At 36.5% G+C, this 16,757-nt stretch carries 15 protein-coding genes; 11 read left to right on the forward strand and 4 right to left on the reverse strand.

The window, feature by feature from the left end; all coding sequences use genetic code 11:
• The first annotated feature begins 316 nt into the window (after positions 1 to 316).
• The 3 genes from ACFIKN_RS06835 to ACFIKN_RS06845 all read left to right on the forward strand — a co-directional run bounded on the left by ACFIKN_RS06835 (position 317) and on the right by ACFIKN_RS06845 (position 3,331).
• Positions 317 to 703 (forward strand): MerR family DNA-binding transcriptional regulator, encoded by a 387-nt coding sequence (locus ACFIKN_RS06835; protein WP_375631240.1) that lies wholly within the window; start codon positions 317 to 319, stop codon positions 701 to 703.
• Between the two features lie 206 nt (positions 704 to 909).
• Complete coding sequence (locus tag ACFIKN_RS06840; RefSeq protein WP_375631245.1) at positions 910 to 1,599, forward strand: nitroreductase; 690 nt, start codon at positions 910 to 912, stop codon at positions 1,597 to 1,599.
• A gap of 340 nt (positions 1,600 to 1,939) precedes the next feature.
• On the forward strand, positions 1,940 to 3,331 hold the full coding sequence (locus ACFIKN_RS06845; RefSeq protein ID WP_375631239.1) for an L-serine ammonia-lyase: 1,392 nt from the start codon (positions 1,940 to 1,942) through the stop codon (positions 3,329 to 3,331).
• A 1,799-nt stretch (positions 3,332 to 5,130) separates the two neighbouring features.
• Here ACFIKN_RS06845 and ACFIKN_RS06850 read toward each other — a convergent pair.
• Positions 5,131 to 5,409 (reverse strand): hypothetical protein, encoded by a 279-nt coding sequence (locus tag ACFIKN_RS06850; protein ID WP_375658128.1) that lies wholly within the window; start codon positions 5,407 to 5,409, stop codon positions 5,131 to 5,133.
• A 32-nt stretch (positions 5,410 to 5,441) separates the two neighbouring features.
• On the reverse strand, positions 5,442 to 6,791 hold the full coding sequence (locus ACFIKN_RS06855; RefSeq protein ID WP_375658129.1) for a D-alanyl-D-alanine carboxypeptidase: 1,350 nt from the start codon (positions 6,789 to 6,791) through the stop codon (positions 5,442 to 5,444).
• 235 nt (positions 6,792 to 7,026) lie between these two features.
• Here ACFIKN_RS06855 and clpS point away from each other — a divergent pair, with 235 nt between their 5' ends.
• Both clpS and clpA read left to right on the forward strand, forming a co-directional pair.
• On the forward strand, positions 7,027 to 7,398 hold the full coding sequence (clpS, locus tag ACFIKN_RS06860) for an ATP-dependent Clp protease adapter ClpS (RefSeq protein ID WP_375658146.1): 372 nt from the start codon (positions 7,027 to 7,029) through the stop codon (positions 7,396 to 7,398).
• 6 nt (positions 7,399 to 7,404) lie between these two features.
• Positions 7,405 to 9,756: an ATP-dependent Clp protease ATP-binding subunit ClpA gene (gene clpA, locus ACFIKN_RS06865; protein WP_273790661.1), complete on the forward strand. Its 2,352-nt coding sequence runs from the start codon at positions 7,405 to 7,407 to the stop codon at positions 9,754 to 9,756.
• Positions 9,757 to 9,763: 7 nt separating this feature from the next.
• On the opposite strand, the gene ACFIKN_RS06870 is transcribed toward clpA, so the two are convergent.
• Positions 9,764 to 10,186, reverse strand: a complete 423-nt coding sequence (locus ACFIKN_RS06870; RefSeq protein ID WP_273790662.1) for an HIT family protein — start codon at positions 10,184 to 10,186, stop codon at positions 9,764 to 9,766.
• Positions 10,187 to 10,320: 134 nt separating this feature from the next.
• Positions 10,321 to 10,782 (reverse strand): RidA family protein, encoded by a 462-nt coding sequence (locus ACFIKN_RS06875; protein ID WP_375607219.1) that lies wholly within the window; start codon positions 10,780 to 10,782, stop codon positions 10,321 to 10,323.
• Between the two features lie 145 nt (positions 10,783 to 10,927).
• Between ACFIKN_RS06875 and ACFIKN_RS06880 the strand changes: the two genes are divergently transcribed.
• The 6 genes from ACFIKN_RS06880 to ACFIKN_RS06905 all read left to right on the forward strand — a co-directional run bounded on the left by ACFIKN_RS06880 (position 10,928) and on the right by ACFIKN_RS06905 (position 16,752).
• Positions 10,928 to 11,764: a cell envelope integrity EipB family protein gene (locus ACFIKN_RS06880; RefSeq protein WP_273790664.1), complete on the forward strand. Its 837-nt coding sequence runs from the start codon at positions 10,928 to 10,930 to the stop codon at positions 11,762 to 11,764.
• Between the two features lie 167 nt (positions 11,765 to 11,931).
• Entirely contained in the window at positions 11,932 to 12,711 is a 780-nt protein-coding gene (rpsB, locus tag ACFIKN_RS06885) for a 30S ribosomal protein S2 (protein WP_273788135.1), read from the forward strand.
• A gap of 102 nt (positions 12,712 to 12,813) precedes the next feature.
• The gene (gene tsf / locus ACFIKN_RS06890; RefSeq protein ID WP_375630041.1) at positions 12,814 to 13,737 is read left to right on the forward strand and encodes a translation elongation factor Ts; all 924 of its coding nucleotides are present in this window, start codon (positions 12,814 to 12,816) and stop codon (positions 13,735 to 13,737) included.
• A gap of 157 nt (positions 13,738 to 13,894) precedes the next feature.
• Positions 13,895 to 14,614: a UMP kinase gene (gene pyrH, locus ACFIKN_RS06895; RefSeq protein ID WP_273790666.1), complete on the forward strand. Its 720-nt coding sequence runs from the start codon at positions 13,895 to 13,897 to the stop codon at positions 14,612 to 14,614.
• 37 nt (positions 14,615 to 14,651) lie between these two features.
• On the forward strand, positions 14,652 to 15,212 hold the full coding sequence (gene frr / locus ACFIKN_RS06900; protein ID WP_273790667.1) for a ribosome recycling factor: 561 nt from the start codon (positions 14,652 to 14,654) through the stop codon (positions 15,210 to 15,212).
• 724 nt (positions 15,213 to 15,936) lie between these two features.
• Positions 15,937 to 16,752 carry a phosphatidate cytidylyltransferase gene (locus tag ACFIKN_RS06905; protein WP_273790668.1) on the forward strand — a complete coding sequence of 272 codons (816 nt, stop codon included), beginning with the start codon at positions 15,937 to 15,939 and terminating at the stop codon, positions 16,750 to 16,752.
• Positions 16,753 to 16,757: the final 5 nt, after the last annotated feature.

The following is a 16,757-nucleotide window of genomic DNA, read 5'->3' on the forward strand; positions in this document are numbered from 1 at the left end:
ATGTAAAACTCAAAAGCCATATTCAAGGAAAAGAGTGATTATCTACAAATCAAATAATGATTGATTTTGAATTTTAGGAAAATTTTTGATTGATATCTTCTATAAAGATTTAAAAGGACTTATAATGAAAGGTCAATAGTCTTTTCTGTAATCTAAAAAATAATTGATTCTCTACTATACAATGCTTGTATGATAAGAATGTATTTTCTTATAAATTAGAATGCAGGAAAGTAGAGATTAGGGTGCTTACTAAGTTTTTTATAAAAAATAGACACATTTCTTATAACAATGTGATCTATGCAGACAGAATGATAAAATGTACGAATATTATTCAATTGGAAAATTAACACGTGAGTTTTCAATAACAGCTCGAACTTTGCGTTATTATGAAGAAGAGGGACTTCTTAGTCCTTTTCGGCGTGGAAGTACACGGCTTTATACACAAACGGATCGTCATAAGTTAAAGCAAATACTGCGTGCTAAAAGAGTTAAATTTTCGTTGTCTGAAATATCTGATATGTTGACAATAGTTGGAAAACCACCAGATGATGAGAAAAAGCTTAAGAAATTAATTGCAGGAATTCATAAAAAACGAGCTGATTTAAAGCAGATGCAGCATGATGTTGATGATCTTCTACAGGATTTAGAACGAATTGAGGAGAGTTTTTTTGAGAGCTTAGCGGAGTTGGGGGTTAGTCATTGATTATAAAATTTATTTTGTCTGCTTTTAGACAATTTTCTTTCTCTTAAAAGGGATAGGTTATACTATCTCTAAGGGGGATATTTAACACTGCGTGAAATGTGTAAGTCATTTAAAGAAATAGAGTGTTTGAAAAAGCTGCAAAGGTATTTTCGCAGTATATTGTCCTTGATAAGAAAAAATTATTTTTCATAAAGAAAGTAAAAACAATGACAGTTTCTCCTATGAGTGTTTTTCAATCTATTTTGTCACGAAAGTCAATTCGCGCTTTTACTGATCAGCCAGTTAGTTTGGAAACAATCAAAGAAATCTTAAAACTTGCAGCACGTGCACCATCTGGAACAAATATTCAGCCATGGCAAGTGATTGTGCTTACAGGAAGTGTATTACAGAAAGTAGGGCAAGAGCTTTCACAACTTGTGCTTTCAGGTGTAAAAGGAGAGCGTGAATATAGTTATTATCCACGTCAGTGGCGTGAGCCTTATATTTCAAGGCGTCGAAAAGTTGGTTTGGATCTTTATCAGAGTCTTGGAATTCAAAAAGGAGATAAAGAAAAAATACTTCATCAAAAGGCGCGAAATTTTTTATTTTTTGATGCACCTGTAGGACTCTTATTTACAATGGATCACGACATGGAAATGGGGAGTTGGCTTGATTTGGGTATGTTTATGCAGACCATTATGTTAGCTGCACGTGGATTTGGATTAGATACCTGTCCTCAAGCTGCTTTTGCTGATTATCATAAACAGATTCGTACGCTTTTATCTATTCCTTCTGATCGCCATATTATCTGTGGTATGGCACTTGGTTATCGCGATATGAGTGCTCCAGAAAACAAGTTTGAGACAGAACGAGAATCATTAGAAAACTTTGTACGTTTCATTGAAACATACCCATAAAATATTTCATACAATTAAGCATACGTTTTGAAGAACTTAGTGCATTATGAAAATATTTCCGATAAGATTTCTCATCCTTATTGAATTTTAATATTGCATATTAACACTTATTTTACTACGCTTGGAACATTAGGAGTGGTGACTCTAGGGGCATTGCCCGTTTTGAAGGTTGGCTAATGGAAAACACTATAGAAAGAAAGTGTTGGGTGGTAGCAAGACGAGCGACATTCGTGTTTATTGCTGTTATTTTTTTAGTTTATCTCGCAATTTGATTTTAAACGGGAGAAACGTTATGAAAAAGCATATATGCTCAAACTGTACTATAGTTTTGAGGTGATACGTGTTTCTATCTGTTTTTGAACTTTTTAAAATTGGGATTGGTCCTTCTAGCTCACATACGATGGGACCGATGACAGCTGCTAATATGTTTTTGCAAAAGATAGGAGATTTTTCTCAGTCGTCTGATATTCAAGTTTCTCGTATACGTGTTTATCTTTATGGTTCGTTAGCTTTCACGGGTATTGGTCATGCAACAGATAGGGCTATCATATTAGGACTTTTAGGAGAAAAAGCTTCTACTGTTGATCCTGATAGCATGGGGTTTCTGTTAGAAAAAGTTATACGTGAAAAAAAAGTGCAACCAGAAGGCCATCCCGCTTATCAGTTTGATGTGCAATGTGATCTTATTTTTGAACGAAAGCAAATCCTCCCTGGACATACAAATGGACTAGCCTTTGAAGGACTTAATACTGATGGGAATGTTCTGTTGCGGCAGATTTATTATTCTATCGGTGGTGGCTTTGTTGTGACTGAGGATGAATTAAGCCATATGAATGATAATATACAACCAGAAGCATTTGAGGTACCATATCCATTCGATTCTGCTTGTACAATGTTATCAATGGCAGAAAAATCAGGACTTTCAATTGCTGAAATGAAGCGCTTAAATGAAGAAACAAAGATAGAGCGTTCTTCTCTTGATGTAGGGCTTGATGAAATTTTTTCAGCGATGACAAATTGCATTGATAGAGGTCTTTCACAAGAAGGTGAGTTGCCTGGTGGATTGCGTGTTCTAAGGCGTGCTAAAAAGCTGCATGAAACGCTTTTGGAAAATCAAAGGAAAAATCACAATTATCCACTTTGGGCAAATGATTGGCTTTCGGTATATGCTATAGCAGTCAATGAGGAAAATGCAGCAGGTGGTCGTGTTGTTACAGCACCAACAAATGGCGCAGCTGGTGTTGTCCCAGCCGTTTTGCGTTATTATCTTCAATTTAATGATGATTCAGATCGAGAGGGAATACATAATTTTCTATTAACGGCAGCAGCTATAGGCGGTGTTATCAAACATAATGCCTCTATTTCTGGTGCAGAAGTTGGGTGTCAAGGTGAAGTTGGAACGGCATCTTCAATGGCCGCAGCAGGGTTGACCGCAGCATTAGGTGGAACACCAGCTCAAATTGAAAATGCGGCAGAAATTGCGCTTGAACATCATTTGGGAATGACATGTGATCCTGTTGCAGGTCTTGTACAAGTTCCTTGTATTGAGCGTAATGCAATGGGAGCTGTTAAGGCGGTAACGGCTTCTTCTCTTGCATTATATGGTAATGGAGATCATTTTGTTTCTCTTGATGCTTGTATAGAAACAATGCGCCAGACTGGTCATGATATGAGTGAACGCTATAAAGAGACAAGTAAAGGTGGTCTTGCAGTCAATGCAATATCTTGTTAAGAGCTAGAACATTTTTCAATCCATAACTGGACGTTTTGGAGAAGAATCGTATTTCCTGATAAAGCTTATGTTTTTTGTTCCTTATAAATCAAAACTCCAAATTAATTCAGCAGCATGCTTAAAATAAATTTGAGATGGCTTAGTGCTTTCTTAACGAATAGTAGCTGTTGATGCAAGTTTGGAGAGAGTGTATTGTTGATATATGTTTGATTTGTCCTAAAATGGAAAAAATAAAAAAGCGTAAAGTAAAATTAGTGATCAATTTACCATTATTTTTTAGCTGGGTTTTATGGTTTTAAAAAGTTTCCATAGCCATATCTTTTAAGTAATGGAAGATTATACCTGAGTATCCAAGGAAAATTTATTTTAAATCTGAATAATTATGATAAAGAGAGATTTTTAAAGATTTTAATTTTTTAAAAGTGAAGTTTTTTGCTACCTATATGGTAAAAAATATCTTGAAAAGAAACACTAATTTACAATAATTAAAGATATATTGGGAATATCTTTTTTATTTATAAATTCTGTACCGACAAAAAAATTAAAATAAATAATAACGTATACATTAGGAAATATTTATAAAAATTTTCATGAGAATAGAATGCACACAATAGAACATTATCGTGTTACTTGTTCGTGAGTTCGTTTAAAAAATATCTCTCAATGCTCCTAAGCTCATTTCGCGATGGCACCCGTGAATGATATAATAACGGTAAATCCATTGAGCTGTCCCATCTTTATGCTTAATAAAAAGAGTACGCTGGGCATGATTGCACACTTTGCCAAGCCCCCCCGTACAGGGATCAAAGCCCTTAGCATTTGAAATAGTTCATTATAGGTATTTTGAGTATTTTGGGTACAGTTTTACGCCACACACTAATCTCGCCCATAACATGCAAGAGAACGGTTTTTATTAATTCAACATAAACAAGTTTCAAATGAGAGAATCTTACGATATTCGAGATTATCATCTAACATGCAAAATAATGAATTATCTTTATAAATCAGCATCTTGAATATGAGTAGTATAATGTAAGTCATTCCATGAATGGTATAAAATCTATAGAGTATTAGCATCTTTATTTATAAAGGGAGAAAACCAGCACTATCATCCTTTTTTCAACGTTCAATGTTACAAAAGATCCTCGTACTTGAAATAATTCATAAGGGATATTTGATTCCTTTTTTAAATAGTTTATATGCCAATCTTTCTCGTGATGAGCAGGCGGACGATTTTGACTGATTCAATATAAGAAGGAAAATAAGAGAATTTTACGAAAATCTCTTATTCAATATGCAAAAAATAAATTATAATTATAAATTAAAATCTTATGGAAATCGTTATCATAATATTTAATCTGATAATTTCTTTTACGTTTTTTCATCGGTAGTATTTTTATTTTCCAATTTGCTTTGTCTGTTGAAAGAAATGCAAGTAAGAGGAGTGAGATTATTTTTTACAGCGTTTATGTTGTCAGGGGAGCATTAGTAAGAGGGACTTTCTTTATTGAACGTTTAGAATAATTCCTAAAATGATAAGCTTTCATCCAATGAAGCTATTCATTTTTCCAAAAAGATATCAAGGATAATTTTTTATATTAAATCCAAAAGTGGAAAAATATTGGATGTTTTTTATGTTCTTAACAATGGTTTTATTGAAGGCTTGGAGATATTGGATAGTTGGAAAAGCTGTCAAAACAATTCCACAATTTAAGAAAAAAGTATGTTTATCAAAGGGTTTTCTAAGGCTATAGATAATGGTTAATAATAAAATAGTTTTTTAGAGATGGTCTGTAGAATTAAATATTTGTTGCTCCTAGACGGATTTTAATAGGCACATTACCAGTTTGGCTCGCAACGCGTAAATGAATACGTACAGGAGGCATTATGAGACGACGGTTGCGCATTGTTTGGCAAATGAGAAGGTTAACAAGAGATTGTGTATCTAATGCAGTCGAATTATATTTTAAACCAGTAAGTTTTGCAGCAGCATCGTGAAGAAAACGCAATGAAAGGAGGGATGATTGCTTCAATAAAATTTCTTTTTTATGGAATGAAGCAAAAGCATTATCTGTCATAATACTATCCTTAACGCAGAATTCAAAATTTTTTAGTAGGCTACAGTATAGCAGTTAAAATTTGCTTTCTTTAATGTAGAACAAGCATCAAATGCAGCTTTTTTTGATTGAAACCCTGTAAAGCGCGCCCGGTAATAACGCTGCCCATTCTTTTCAAACAGTTGCATATGTGAAGATGCGTGCTTTAAAGTAGAAAAAGCTATATTTTTTGCTTTTAAAAGTAGAGTTTTTGCTTGTTCTTCACTAGGAAGAGAACCTATTTGGATAGCCCATCCGGCATTTTCGGACAAAGAGGCTGTTACAATTTTATGAGTCTCAACCGGTATAGTTTTTTGAGGGTTCGGTATTGGTATAATTACCTTATTTACAGCCGTTATTGCGATGTTGGAGTTTTTAGGTTGTTCTGCAAATGCTGTCAACATAGTCGAAATTTCATCGTCAAAATTACTTAAATCATCTTTAATGGTTGGTATAGGAGTATTGGCGCCAGTGGGTAAGTGATAGCGTACAGAAGCTATTAAACGTTCACCACTTTTCATTTGGCTTGCTTTGGGCAAATATTGATTCAATAAGCTAGCCATATGCTCGTCACGTGCAGTAGATGATTTTCCTCCCATAACAACAGCGACAATAGAGCGCCCCTCAAGACGCATCGAAGTTGCTAAATTAGAACCTGACATTTGTGTGTATCCTGTTTTAATTCCATCGACACCTTTCATTATTTTAACAAGTTTATTGTGGCTGTTAATTTTATGTCCACGGAAATTAAAACTTTTTGTTTTGAACAATTTATATTGTTTGGGAAAATGTTTACGTAAAGCTAATGACAAAGTCGCTATATCTCGTGCTGTAGAATAATTGCGCACATCCGGAAGTCCTGAAGCATTTGCGAAATGTGTATGTTTCATGCCAAGTTTATGAGCTTTTGCTGTCATCATTTGAGCGAATTTTTTTTCACTACCTCCAAGATATTCTGCAATGGCAGCAGCAACATCATTTGCAGATCTTGTAATGAGTGCTTTAGCTGCTGATTCTGCAGAAATTGTTTGGCCTGCTTTAAACCCAATTTTTGTCGGTGGACGCATTGCTGCATAATGTGAAACAGGAATTGGTGTATTGGGTGTCACACGACGCATCTGCATAGCTTCAAAGAGTAAGTACAATGTCATCATTTTTGTTAAAGAAGCAGGATAACGTTTCAGTGTTGCATTGGCTTGAAATAGAGTTTTTCCCGTAGTAGCATCTATAACAATAGCTGCATACTTATCAGGATAGGCGCCTTGAGGTGTGGCTGAGGCCCAACAGTAAGAAAGAACTAACACAACAAAAGAAATTGCTATTGTTTTACAGTAGCGCATAATTTTTTGATAATTAATATACACTTGCAGTATCCTATTTCTCCATTTATCCTGAAAAACTTCTATAAAGCTTCCTTTTCTGTAATTTGTTGATGTAATTTAGACGAATGGTATTACTAATTTGTTTACAGAAGTTATTTTATGAGTGAGTGATTGAAGTCTAACCATAGAGGGAAATTTTTTTCTAATACAAACAGGTATTGCAATAGTTATGAAAGAATTTAAAATTAATAAAAAATGTGCTGCATGGAAAACGATAATGGGACAGACGCTCATAATAAACTCTATAGCTCATATTATGCATAATGAAAAGGGCAAGAATTGGGATGAAGGTAGGCATGGTGCGGTTATAATGCCTAAGGCTAGAGAAAAACTCGAAAAACCTAAATTATGTCGAGTTTTTTTGCTTAATGATGATTACACACCTATGGATTTTGTTGTTTTTGTTTTGAGGAACTTTTTTAAAAAAAGTTTCGAAGAGGCAACGCGGATAATGTTAAATGTTCATCACAATGGGATAGGAGAATGTGGGACTTATACTTATGAAGTCGCTGAAATGAAAATATTACAAGTGAGAGAATGTGCGCGTCAAAATGAACATCCGTTACAATGTGTAATGGAATGGAAGTGAGGAGCTATGCCATCTTTTACACCTAGTCTTGAAGAGGTTTTACATCGTGCATTAACAATTGCTACTCAAGCACGGCATGAATATGCAACATTAGAGCATCTTCTACTTGCGCTGTTAGATGATGCCGATGCAAATTCCGTTATTCAGGCTTGCCAAGTAGATGTGGAGGAATTGCGAGAGCGCTTAACCAATTATCTTCGCTCAGAGTTAGATGAACAGATTAGAGCTGATGAGGATACAAAGCCTACAGCTTTTTTCCAGCGTGTTATCCAACGTGCGGTGATTCATGCACAATCGGCTGGAAAAGATGAAGTATCGGGGGCAAATGTTCTTGTTGCAATTTTTTCTGAACGTGAAAGCCATGCAGCATATTTTCTTCAAGAGATGGGAATGACACGCTATGATGCTGTACGTTTTATTTCACAGGGTGTCACGCGTGATGATGGGTTATCCATGTTACTTGAAGGACTTGAAGAGCAATTAGATCAGCAGATTTCGGATAATGGTGAAAGAGGAACAAGTGCTTTAACGAATTATTGTGTTGATCTCAATTGTAAAGCACGTAATGGAAAAATTGATTTATTAATTGGCCGTGAAATGGAAATTTCACGCATGATTCAGATTTTATGTCGAAGGTCGAAAAACAATCCGCTTTTGGTTGGTGATCCTGGAGTGGGGAAAACCGCTATAATTGAGGGATTGGCAAAACGCATTGTTGATGGGCAAGTACCTGAAGTTTTATCAAATGCAACAATATTTTCTCTTGATATGGGGGGACTTGTTGCAGGTACACGTTATCGCGGTGATTTTGAAGAACGCTTAAAGCAAGTTATTAAAGAGTTTGAGCTGTATCCAGATGCTATTTTATTTATTGATGAAATTCATACCTTAATTGGAGCAGGAGCGACATTAGGGGGAAATATGGATGCAGCAAATCTTTTGAAACCTGTATTATCTTCTGGAACTATGCGATGTATTGGTTCGACGACTTATAGAGAATATCGCAAATTCTTTGAACAAGATCGTGCTTTAGAGCGTCGTTTTCAGAAGATTGATATTAATGAACCTTCTGTTACAGATGCGATTAAGATTTTGCAAGGGATGAAGCCTTACTTTGAAGATTTTCATCAGATTAAATATACAGATCAGGCGATGAAGGCATCTGTAGAATTATCTTCACGTTATATAATTGATCGTAGGTTACCTGACAAAGCAATTGATATTATTGATGAAAGTGGCGCAGCGCAAAAGCTTTTGCCACAAAAACAACGCAAGAAGAGTATAGGTGTTAAAGAAATTGAAGCGACTGTTGCTACAATTGCAAGAATTCCACCAAAAACAGTTTCCCGGAATGATCAGAAGATACTGAGTAAGCTTGAAAGAGAACTCAAACATGTTGTTTATGGTCAAGATCAGGCAATTTCCATCTTAGTTTCATCCATAAAATTGGCGCGAGCAGGTTTACGCGAACCGGATAAACCAATAGGAAGTTATTTATTTTCAGGACCAACAGGTGTAGGAAAAACTGAAGTTGCAAAACAGCTTGCATCATCTTTAGGCATTGAATTATTGCGTTTTGATATGTCAGAATATATGGAACGGCATACGATAGCACGTTTAATCGGAGCACCTCCAGGTTATATAGGGTTTGATCAAGGAGGTCTCCTTACAGATGCCGTTGATCAGAAACCTCACGCAGTTCTATTGCTAGATGAGATTGAGAAAGCGCATCCAGAGTTATTTAATATTTTATTGCAGGTAATGGATTATGGTAGATTAACAGACCATAATGGTAAGAAAATTGATTTCCGCAATGTTATTTTGATTATGACGACCAATGCGGGTGCTTCAGATATGGCAAAATCAGCTATTGGATTTGGGAAAGTACATCGTGATGGTGAGGATATAGAAGCAATCAATCGGTTATTTACACCAGAATTTCGTAATCGGTTAGATGCAATTATTCCGTTTGCACCTTTATCTCATTTAATCATCAATCAGATAGTGCAAAAATTTATTTTTCAGCTTGAAGCACAATTAGCTGATCGGGGAATTTGTTTTGAATTAAGCCCTTCTGCAACTTTATGGCTTTCCAATAAAGGATATGATTCTCAGATGGGAGCACGCCCATTAGGGCGTGTTATACAAGAATATATTAAAAAGCCATTAGCTGATGAAATTTTATTTGGAAAGTTACGCAATGGTGGTACCGTTCGCGTATTGACACAAAAATCAAATGGTAAAAAAGAAAGCTTACAGTTAGAAATTTCATCTTCCGATATATCTGTAAGTTCAAAGAAAAGTAAAATGGAAAATTTTACAAAAAAACGTGTAGGAAAAAAAAGCTCAACAACTTAAGAGTGTGTTATAAGGCAGCACGGATTTTTTTTGCATTCTCTTCAAGTATTTCTGTAGGTGTTATCATATCATTATGAGGGGTAAGTTCTATTCCCTTCATACGTGGTATAATATGAAAATGGAGGTGATAAACGGTTTGTTGACTAGCTGCTTCATTAAATTGCATGACAGTTATGCCATCTGCCTGAAAGGCTTTTTTGACGGCATTTGCAATTTTTTGAACAGCTTTAATAACAGGAAATAATGTTTCAGTATCTGCATCAAGTAAGTTTCTCGAGCCTTTTTTAGGAATGACCAGCGTATGACCTGGTGCCTGTGGCATGATATCCATAAATCCAATAACATCATCATCTTCGTAGACACGAACAGAAGGGATTTCATTGCGAATCAATTTAGCAAAAATATTGTTATTGTCGTAAGCTTGTTTCATACAAATATTTCCTTTTATTGTAAGTTTAAGATTCTAATTTAAAAACGAAAAAATGCAAGTTTTATCAGAGTGTAAGACAAAGAAGTATTTTGACTTCAGTTATATTTAGGATGGTGCACTGTCTTAATGAAGGTTTAAATTTCTATGATGGCTTCAACTTCTACAGGAACATCCATAGGAAGAGAGGCAACACCAATAGCAGAACGGGCGTGTTTTCCAATTTCACCAAGGATATTGACGAATAAATTAGAAGCTCCATTGGCAACAAAAGGAATATCGGTAAAATGAGAATCTACAGCCACAAAAACAGTAATTTTTACCACACGTTTTATTTTATTTAAGTCACCCAGAGTTGCCTTGAGTTGCGCGAGAATATTGAGAGCGCAAGCTTCGGATGCTTTTTGGGCTTGTTCGGTATTCACAGTTGCACCAACTTTACCGATGGCTATTGGTTTTCCATTAATAAGAGGGAGTTGTCCAGAAATAAAGAGTTGATTGCCACTTTGTGAAGTGGTGATGTAATTGGCAAGGGGGGAGATTACTTCAGGAAGAGTGATTCCGAACTTCTCTAAGTTTTTTTCAATCATATTGGTCATAATGTTAACTCCATAGCTGCTCTATAATATATTCATTGCATAATCTATTTTTTGATTTAAGAAAATGTGTGGTTAATTGAGAAATTAGCCTTTTTTGCCTTATTGTATGATGTTATGCAACGGGGATAAAGTTCGGAAGTTGGGAATGATTAGATCATTATTTATAATAATTTTATATATTGTTTTTTTATGTACTGCGAGAGCTGAAGAGCCCATTTTTATTGTGCCTCATCGAGCAATTTATGATTTTCATCTCGATAGTGTTTCTCATGAAATGACAATTTCTGCGATGTCAGGACGAATGGTTTACGAGCTTACTGGTTCGGCATGCCAAGGCTATAGCACACGTTTTCGTTTCATTAGCCGTGTTCACATTGAAGATATGCCAGTACGTTTGACGGATCAACAGACGACGAGTTATGAGACAGGAGACAGCCGTACATTTCGTTTTAATATCACAGATCAAGAGGGAGAAGAGGTTGTGCATCGTGCCGAGGGGGTTGCGGAGCGTACTCAAGATGGTATTACAGTTACCTTAAAAAAGCCAAAGGAAAAAGAGTATAAGCTTGCAATGGCTGAATTTCCAATAATGCAACTAAAAAATATTATCCGCCATGCAAAAGCAGGAGATCATTTTTACAATGTTACTGTATTTGATGGGACAAATAAAGCAGATAAAGTTATAAAAGAAAGTATCGTCATAGGGGAAAAGAAGACGCTTTTATCTGATAGCGAAACGGAAAAAGTAAGAAAATTGGATGAAGAAGAATATTGGCCTGTTACAATTTCTTATTTTGATGATGGAGAAAATAAAGATGGTTTGCCGGTTTATCGTAGCAGTTTTCTCTTACATGAGAATGGTGTCATGCGTGATCTTCATATAGATTATGGAACTTTTTCAGTGCGTGCAAAATTGAACAGTCTCGAATTCTTGGAACTTGGAAAAGATCTTAATCAATGTGAAAATGCAAATATTAAATGATTAAAGAAAATAACTTGAAAAAGAATCAAATATTAGTATGTTTGCGCTATTCCACACGCGGAGTCTGGGTGTTTGCAAATGATCTGTGAGAAAATTCTAGCAAGCATCCGCCGGTAGCAGGTCTTTCTGCTTTTTCCGCGGAGGTTGAACCGGAAAGGATAAGATTTATGGCACTACCCGATTTTACTATGCACCAGCTTTTAGAAGCCGGTGTGCATTTTGGTCACCAGACTCATCGCTGGAATCCCAAAATGACTCCCTATATTTATGGTCAGCGTAATAATATCCATATTATTGACCTTGCTCAGACCGTTCCACTTTTACACCAAGCGCTTAAACTTGTTTCAGATACTGTAGCGCGTGGTGGTCGTATTCTCTTTGTTGGTACGAAACGGCAAGCATCTGACATTATCGCAGATGCGGCGAATCGTTCCGCCCAGTATTACGTTAATGCACGTTGGCTTGGCGGCATGCTCACAAACTGGAAAACGATTTCCAATTCGATCCATCGTTTGCGGAAGCTTGATAAAATTCTTGCTGCTGAAGCGCAAGGCTTTACCAAAAAGGAACGTTTAAATCTTGAACGTGATCGTGAAAAGCTTAATCGTGCGCTTGGTGGTATTAAAGATATGGGTTCTGTTCCAGATCTTATCTTTGTTATCGATACGAATAAAGAAAATATTGCACTCCAAGAAGCAAAACGTTTAGGTATTCCAGTGATTGCTATTATTGATACCAATTGTGATCCCGATGACGTAACACATCCAATACCAGGTAATGACGATGCTTCACGTGCAATTTCTCTTTATTGCGATCTTTTTGCCCGTGCTGCTCTTGATGGTATTGCACGCCAGCAAGGAGCAATGGGTATCGATTTAGGAGCTCAAGTTGATGCACCTGTGGAGCCTATTTTGGAAGAAAATGCAGTTTCAGAAGTTTCTGAATAATATAAAACGCCTAATTAAGGTACTTTTATTGTCTAAAGAAGAAGTTATAGGCGTGCAGAGGGATTTTGCGCGCTTTCACCGTTACAAAATAAAGAGGCAAATATGAGCATTACTGCTGCACAAGTAAAAGAACTTCGAGAATTATCTGGCGCTGGTATGATGGACTGTAAAGCCGCTCTAGCAGAGACCAATGGTGATATGGAAGCTGCTGTTGATTGGCTTCGTAAAAAAGGAATAGCTAAAGCAGATAAAAAGGCTGGTCGTACAGCAGCTGAGGGATTAATCGGAGTCGTATCAAAAGATTCACATGCAGTTTTGGTTGAGATTAATTCTGAAACAGATTTTGTTGCACGCAATGATGGATTCCAAGACATTGTGCGTAAAGTAGCAACTGCTGCCTTAGATACGCCAGGGGATGTTGAATCTGTTTCTGTTTCTCTTTATCCAGGCTCTGAGAAGACTGTAGAGCTTACGATTAAAGATGCAATTGGTACAATTGGCGAAAATATGACATTTCGTCGTTCCGCTAAATTGTCTGTTGAGAATGGTGTTGTTGCGACTTATATACACAATAGTGTGGCTGATGGGCTTGGAAAACTTGGTGTTTTGGTTGCGATTGAAACAACAGGAAATAAGGAAGCTGCTCTTGCTTTTGGTCGGCAGGTCGCGATGCATATTGCGGCAACCAATCCATTAGCACTTACAGCTCAAGATGTTGATGCTGCTGCTGTTGAGCGTGAAAAAGCAATTTTTTCAGATCAAGCACGTCAGTCTGGAAAACCTGAAAATATCATTGAAAAAATGGTAGAAGGACGTATGCGTAAGTTTTTTGAAGAGGTTGTTTTGCTTTCTCAAGCTTTTGTTATGAATCCTGATATAACTGTTGAGGCCGCTTTAAAGGATGCTGAGAAATCAATTGGTGCTCCAGCAAAAATTACAGGCTTTATTCGTTTTGCATTAGGTGAAGGTGTGGAAAAAGAGGAGTCTGATTTTGCTGCAGAGGTTGCTGCTGCTGTAAAAGGCTAGTTATTGCAAACTCTTGAACAGAGATTTAAAGTCATATCGTTGGTTGTAGAATCTCTGAGGGGAACAATGTAATTGTTGAGAGGGCGTCACGTGAAAAAAGTGGTGCCCTTCGTGATGTCAAAAGCAAAAAGTAAATGGGCTTTTGGGGAGATTATTAATGGCATTAGCACTTCCGTATAAACGTATTCTTTTAAAGGCTTCTGGTGAAGCTCTTATGGGAGGGCAGAATTTTGGCATTGATGTTTCTGTTGTAGACCGTATTGCCGCTGATATTGCAGAAGTGCGCACAATGGGGATAGAAGTTGCGGTTGTTATCGGTGGGGGAAATATTTTTCGTGGCGTTGCTGTTGCTTCGCATGGTGGGGACCGAGTGACAGGTGATCATATGGGAATGCTTGCAACTGCTATTAACTCTTTAGCATTGCGAACATCTTTGACAAAATTAGGGGTTGAAACTGTTGTACTCTCTGCGATTGCTATGCCACAAATTTGTGAAAGTTTCTCGCAACGTAAAGCAATAGCTTATATGAATCAGGGAAAAGTTGTGATTTTTGCAGGTGGTACAGGAAATCCATTTTTTACCACTGATTCTGCTGCTACTTTACGTGCAGCAGAAATTGGTGCGGATGTCCTTCTTAAAGGAACACAAGTTGATGGTATTTATTCAGCAGATCCAAAAATAGACCCTACGGCTAAGCGTTTTGACCAATTAACACATGTTGAAGTTTTGCAATGGGGATTATCTGTTATGGATTCAACGGCGGTCACTTTAGCACGTGAGAACAATGTACCGATTATTGTGTATTCCATTCATGAAAAAGGCGGTTTGGCTAAGGTCTTGAATGGAACAGGACGCTTTACAATAGTATCGGAATAAGGGTAAGCTTCAAAGGACAATTGAAGGAGACAGAAATATGAATGTTACATCAATTATGGATGATCTGAAACGTCGCATGGATGGTGCCATTACGGCTTTTAAACATGAATTAGGTGGTTTGCGGACTGGACGTGCATCGGCCAGTTTATTAGAGCCGTTGACCGTTGAATCTTATGGTTCTGTTGTGCATATAAATCAGGTTGCTAATATTTCTGTTCCCGAACCTCGGATGCTTTCTGTTTCTGTATGGGATAAAACGATGGTCGGAGCTGTAGAGCGCGCTATTCGCGATTCTGGTCTTGGTTTAAATCCCATAACTGATGGTACGAATCTACGTATTCCTTTGCCTGAGTTGAATGAAGAGCGCCGTAAAGAACTTGTAAAAATTGCGCATCACTATGCAGAGCAAGCGCGTGTTGCTACACGTCATGTCCGTCGGGATGGTTTGGACAATTTGAAAAAGTTAGAAAAAGATGGTGAAATTGGACAAGATGAAGCCCATAGTTTGTCTGAAAAAGTTCAAAAACTCACAGATGAAACTATTGCTGATATTGATAAAATTTTAGCCGTAAAAGAATCTGAAATTATGCACGTTTAAGACGGTTTTGTCGCTAGAAAAAGGATGTTACACTCCCAAGCCTGTAAATTGTTTCTAGGGATAATAGGAGGGGTGGTGTGTTCTGTGATAGCAAGGTGTGATGCAGGAAGGTATTCTATCATTTTGATATGGGAGAGACTGATTTGAAAGGGCAGATGTTTAAATTTTTTAATCTGCGTGGTAAATCATGCCCTTTGCTGGAAGACACTATTTAACAGCATAGTGTGGGCTTTTAGTTGAGTACGTCTTTGTTAAACTGCATAATGAAAGCATTATTAGAAATTATTCAAATATTCTAAGATGAAGGTTGGGGAAAGAATATTAAGCCTAACCTTTCTCTTATTTCTCATTATAAAACATGTGGGTATGATCGATCAAGCAGATGTCATGTGGCGTAATTCGTTTTTTAATGACGAATAGTTGATAGAAAAGTGTTTTTATACGAAACCTATATTAGTTAATTTGTATGGGGCAGAGGTAGCTGCTTTTTCATTTTATATTTGAGAAAATATTAAAAAAATATTTAGGATTAATCTTGACTGAGATTTTTGAAGCTGTTTTCATTGATTATTAGTCTCATAAGCGCTATCTTAGTAGACTGAATTATTTATGATAAATTATAAGAGAAATTATACAGGTATGAGATAAAAACACTGCGTAGGGGAATTTTTCTTGCGTTAATTTCAGGGCTTGTATTTTCTATTTTTATTGTTTGGATGTTGTTTTGTCTAATTTGGTTTATCGTATTCTGACAGCTTTTGTTTTTGGCGTTATTGCGTTGTATCTAACATGGTTGGGAGGAAACTTCTTTTTTTTATTTGTATGGTGTATTGGCGGTTTTGTTCTTTATGAGTGGATGAGTATTACTAAAGAGAAGTGGTGTGTTTTACAAAAAATATTAGCAAGTATCTTTTACTTGATCTTTGGCTTTTTTTTAGTGTTGAGTGTATCTGCTCCGTTGATTTTTTGTGTTTTAATCGTTTTGGCTGCGGTGTTGGCTATTATATCTATAAAAAAGAGTGGTTGGGTTTTTTGTGGTTTTTTATATGCATCTTTTCCTGTTGTTGCTTTATGCTTTCTACGGGATCATGAAATGTTGGGGTTCCAAGTTGTTATTTTCTTATTTACGATAGTGTGGGGAACAGATATTGGTGGTTATTTTATCGGACGTGCATTAGGGGGCCCTAAATTAGCACCACAATTTTCTCCTAATAAAACATGGTCAGGAGCACTTGGTGGTACATTTGTCGGAGTTTTCGGTGGTATATGGGTTGCTTTTGGATTTTTTGATATAAATTTAGCTAGTTTTTTTGTGCCACTCCTTACACTTGTTTTATCAATTGTTTCACAATTGAGTGATTTAGGGCAATCGTGGCTCAAAAGACGGTTTTCTGTTAAAGATTCTAGTTCTTTATTGCCTGGACATGGTGGTTTTATGGATCGTATAGATGGATTGGTAGGGGCAGCTTTTCTTCTTTATTTAATTGGTTCATTTATGTCTGATATGGATGCGCCTTTTAATCTTTTTAGTATGATCTAATTGGG

This window comes from Bartonella sp. CL436QHHD (assembly GCF_042195105.1).
Taxonomy (GTDB): domain Bacteria; phylum Pseudomonadota; class Alphaproteobacteria; order Rhizobiales; family Rhizobiaceae; genus Bartonella.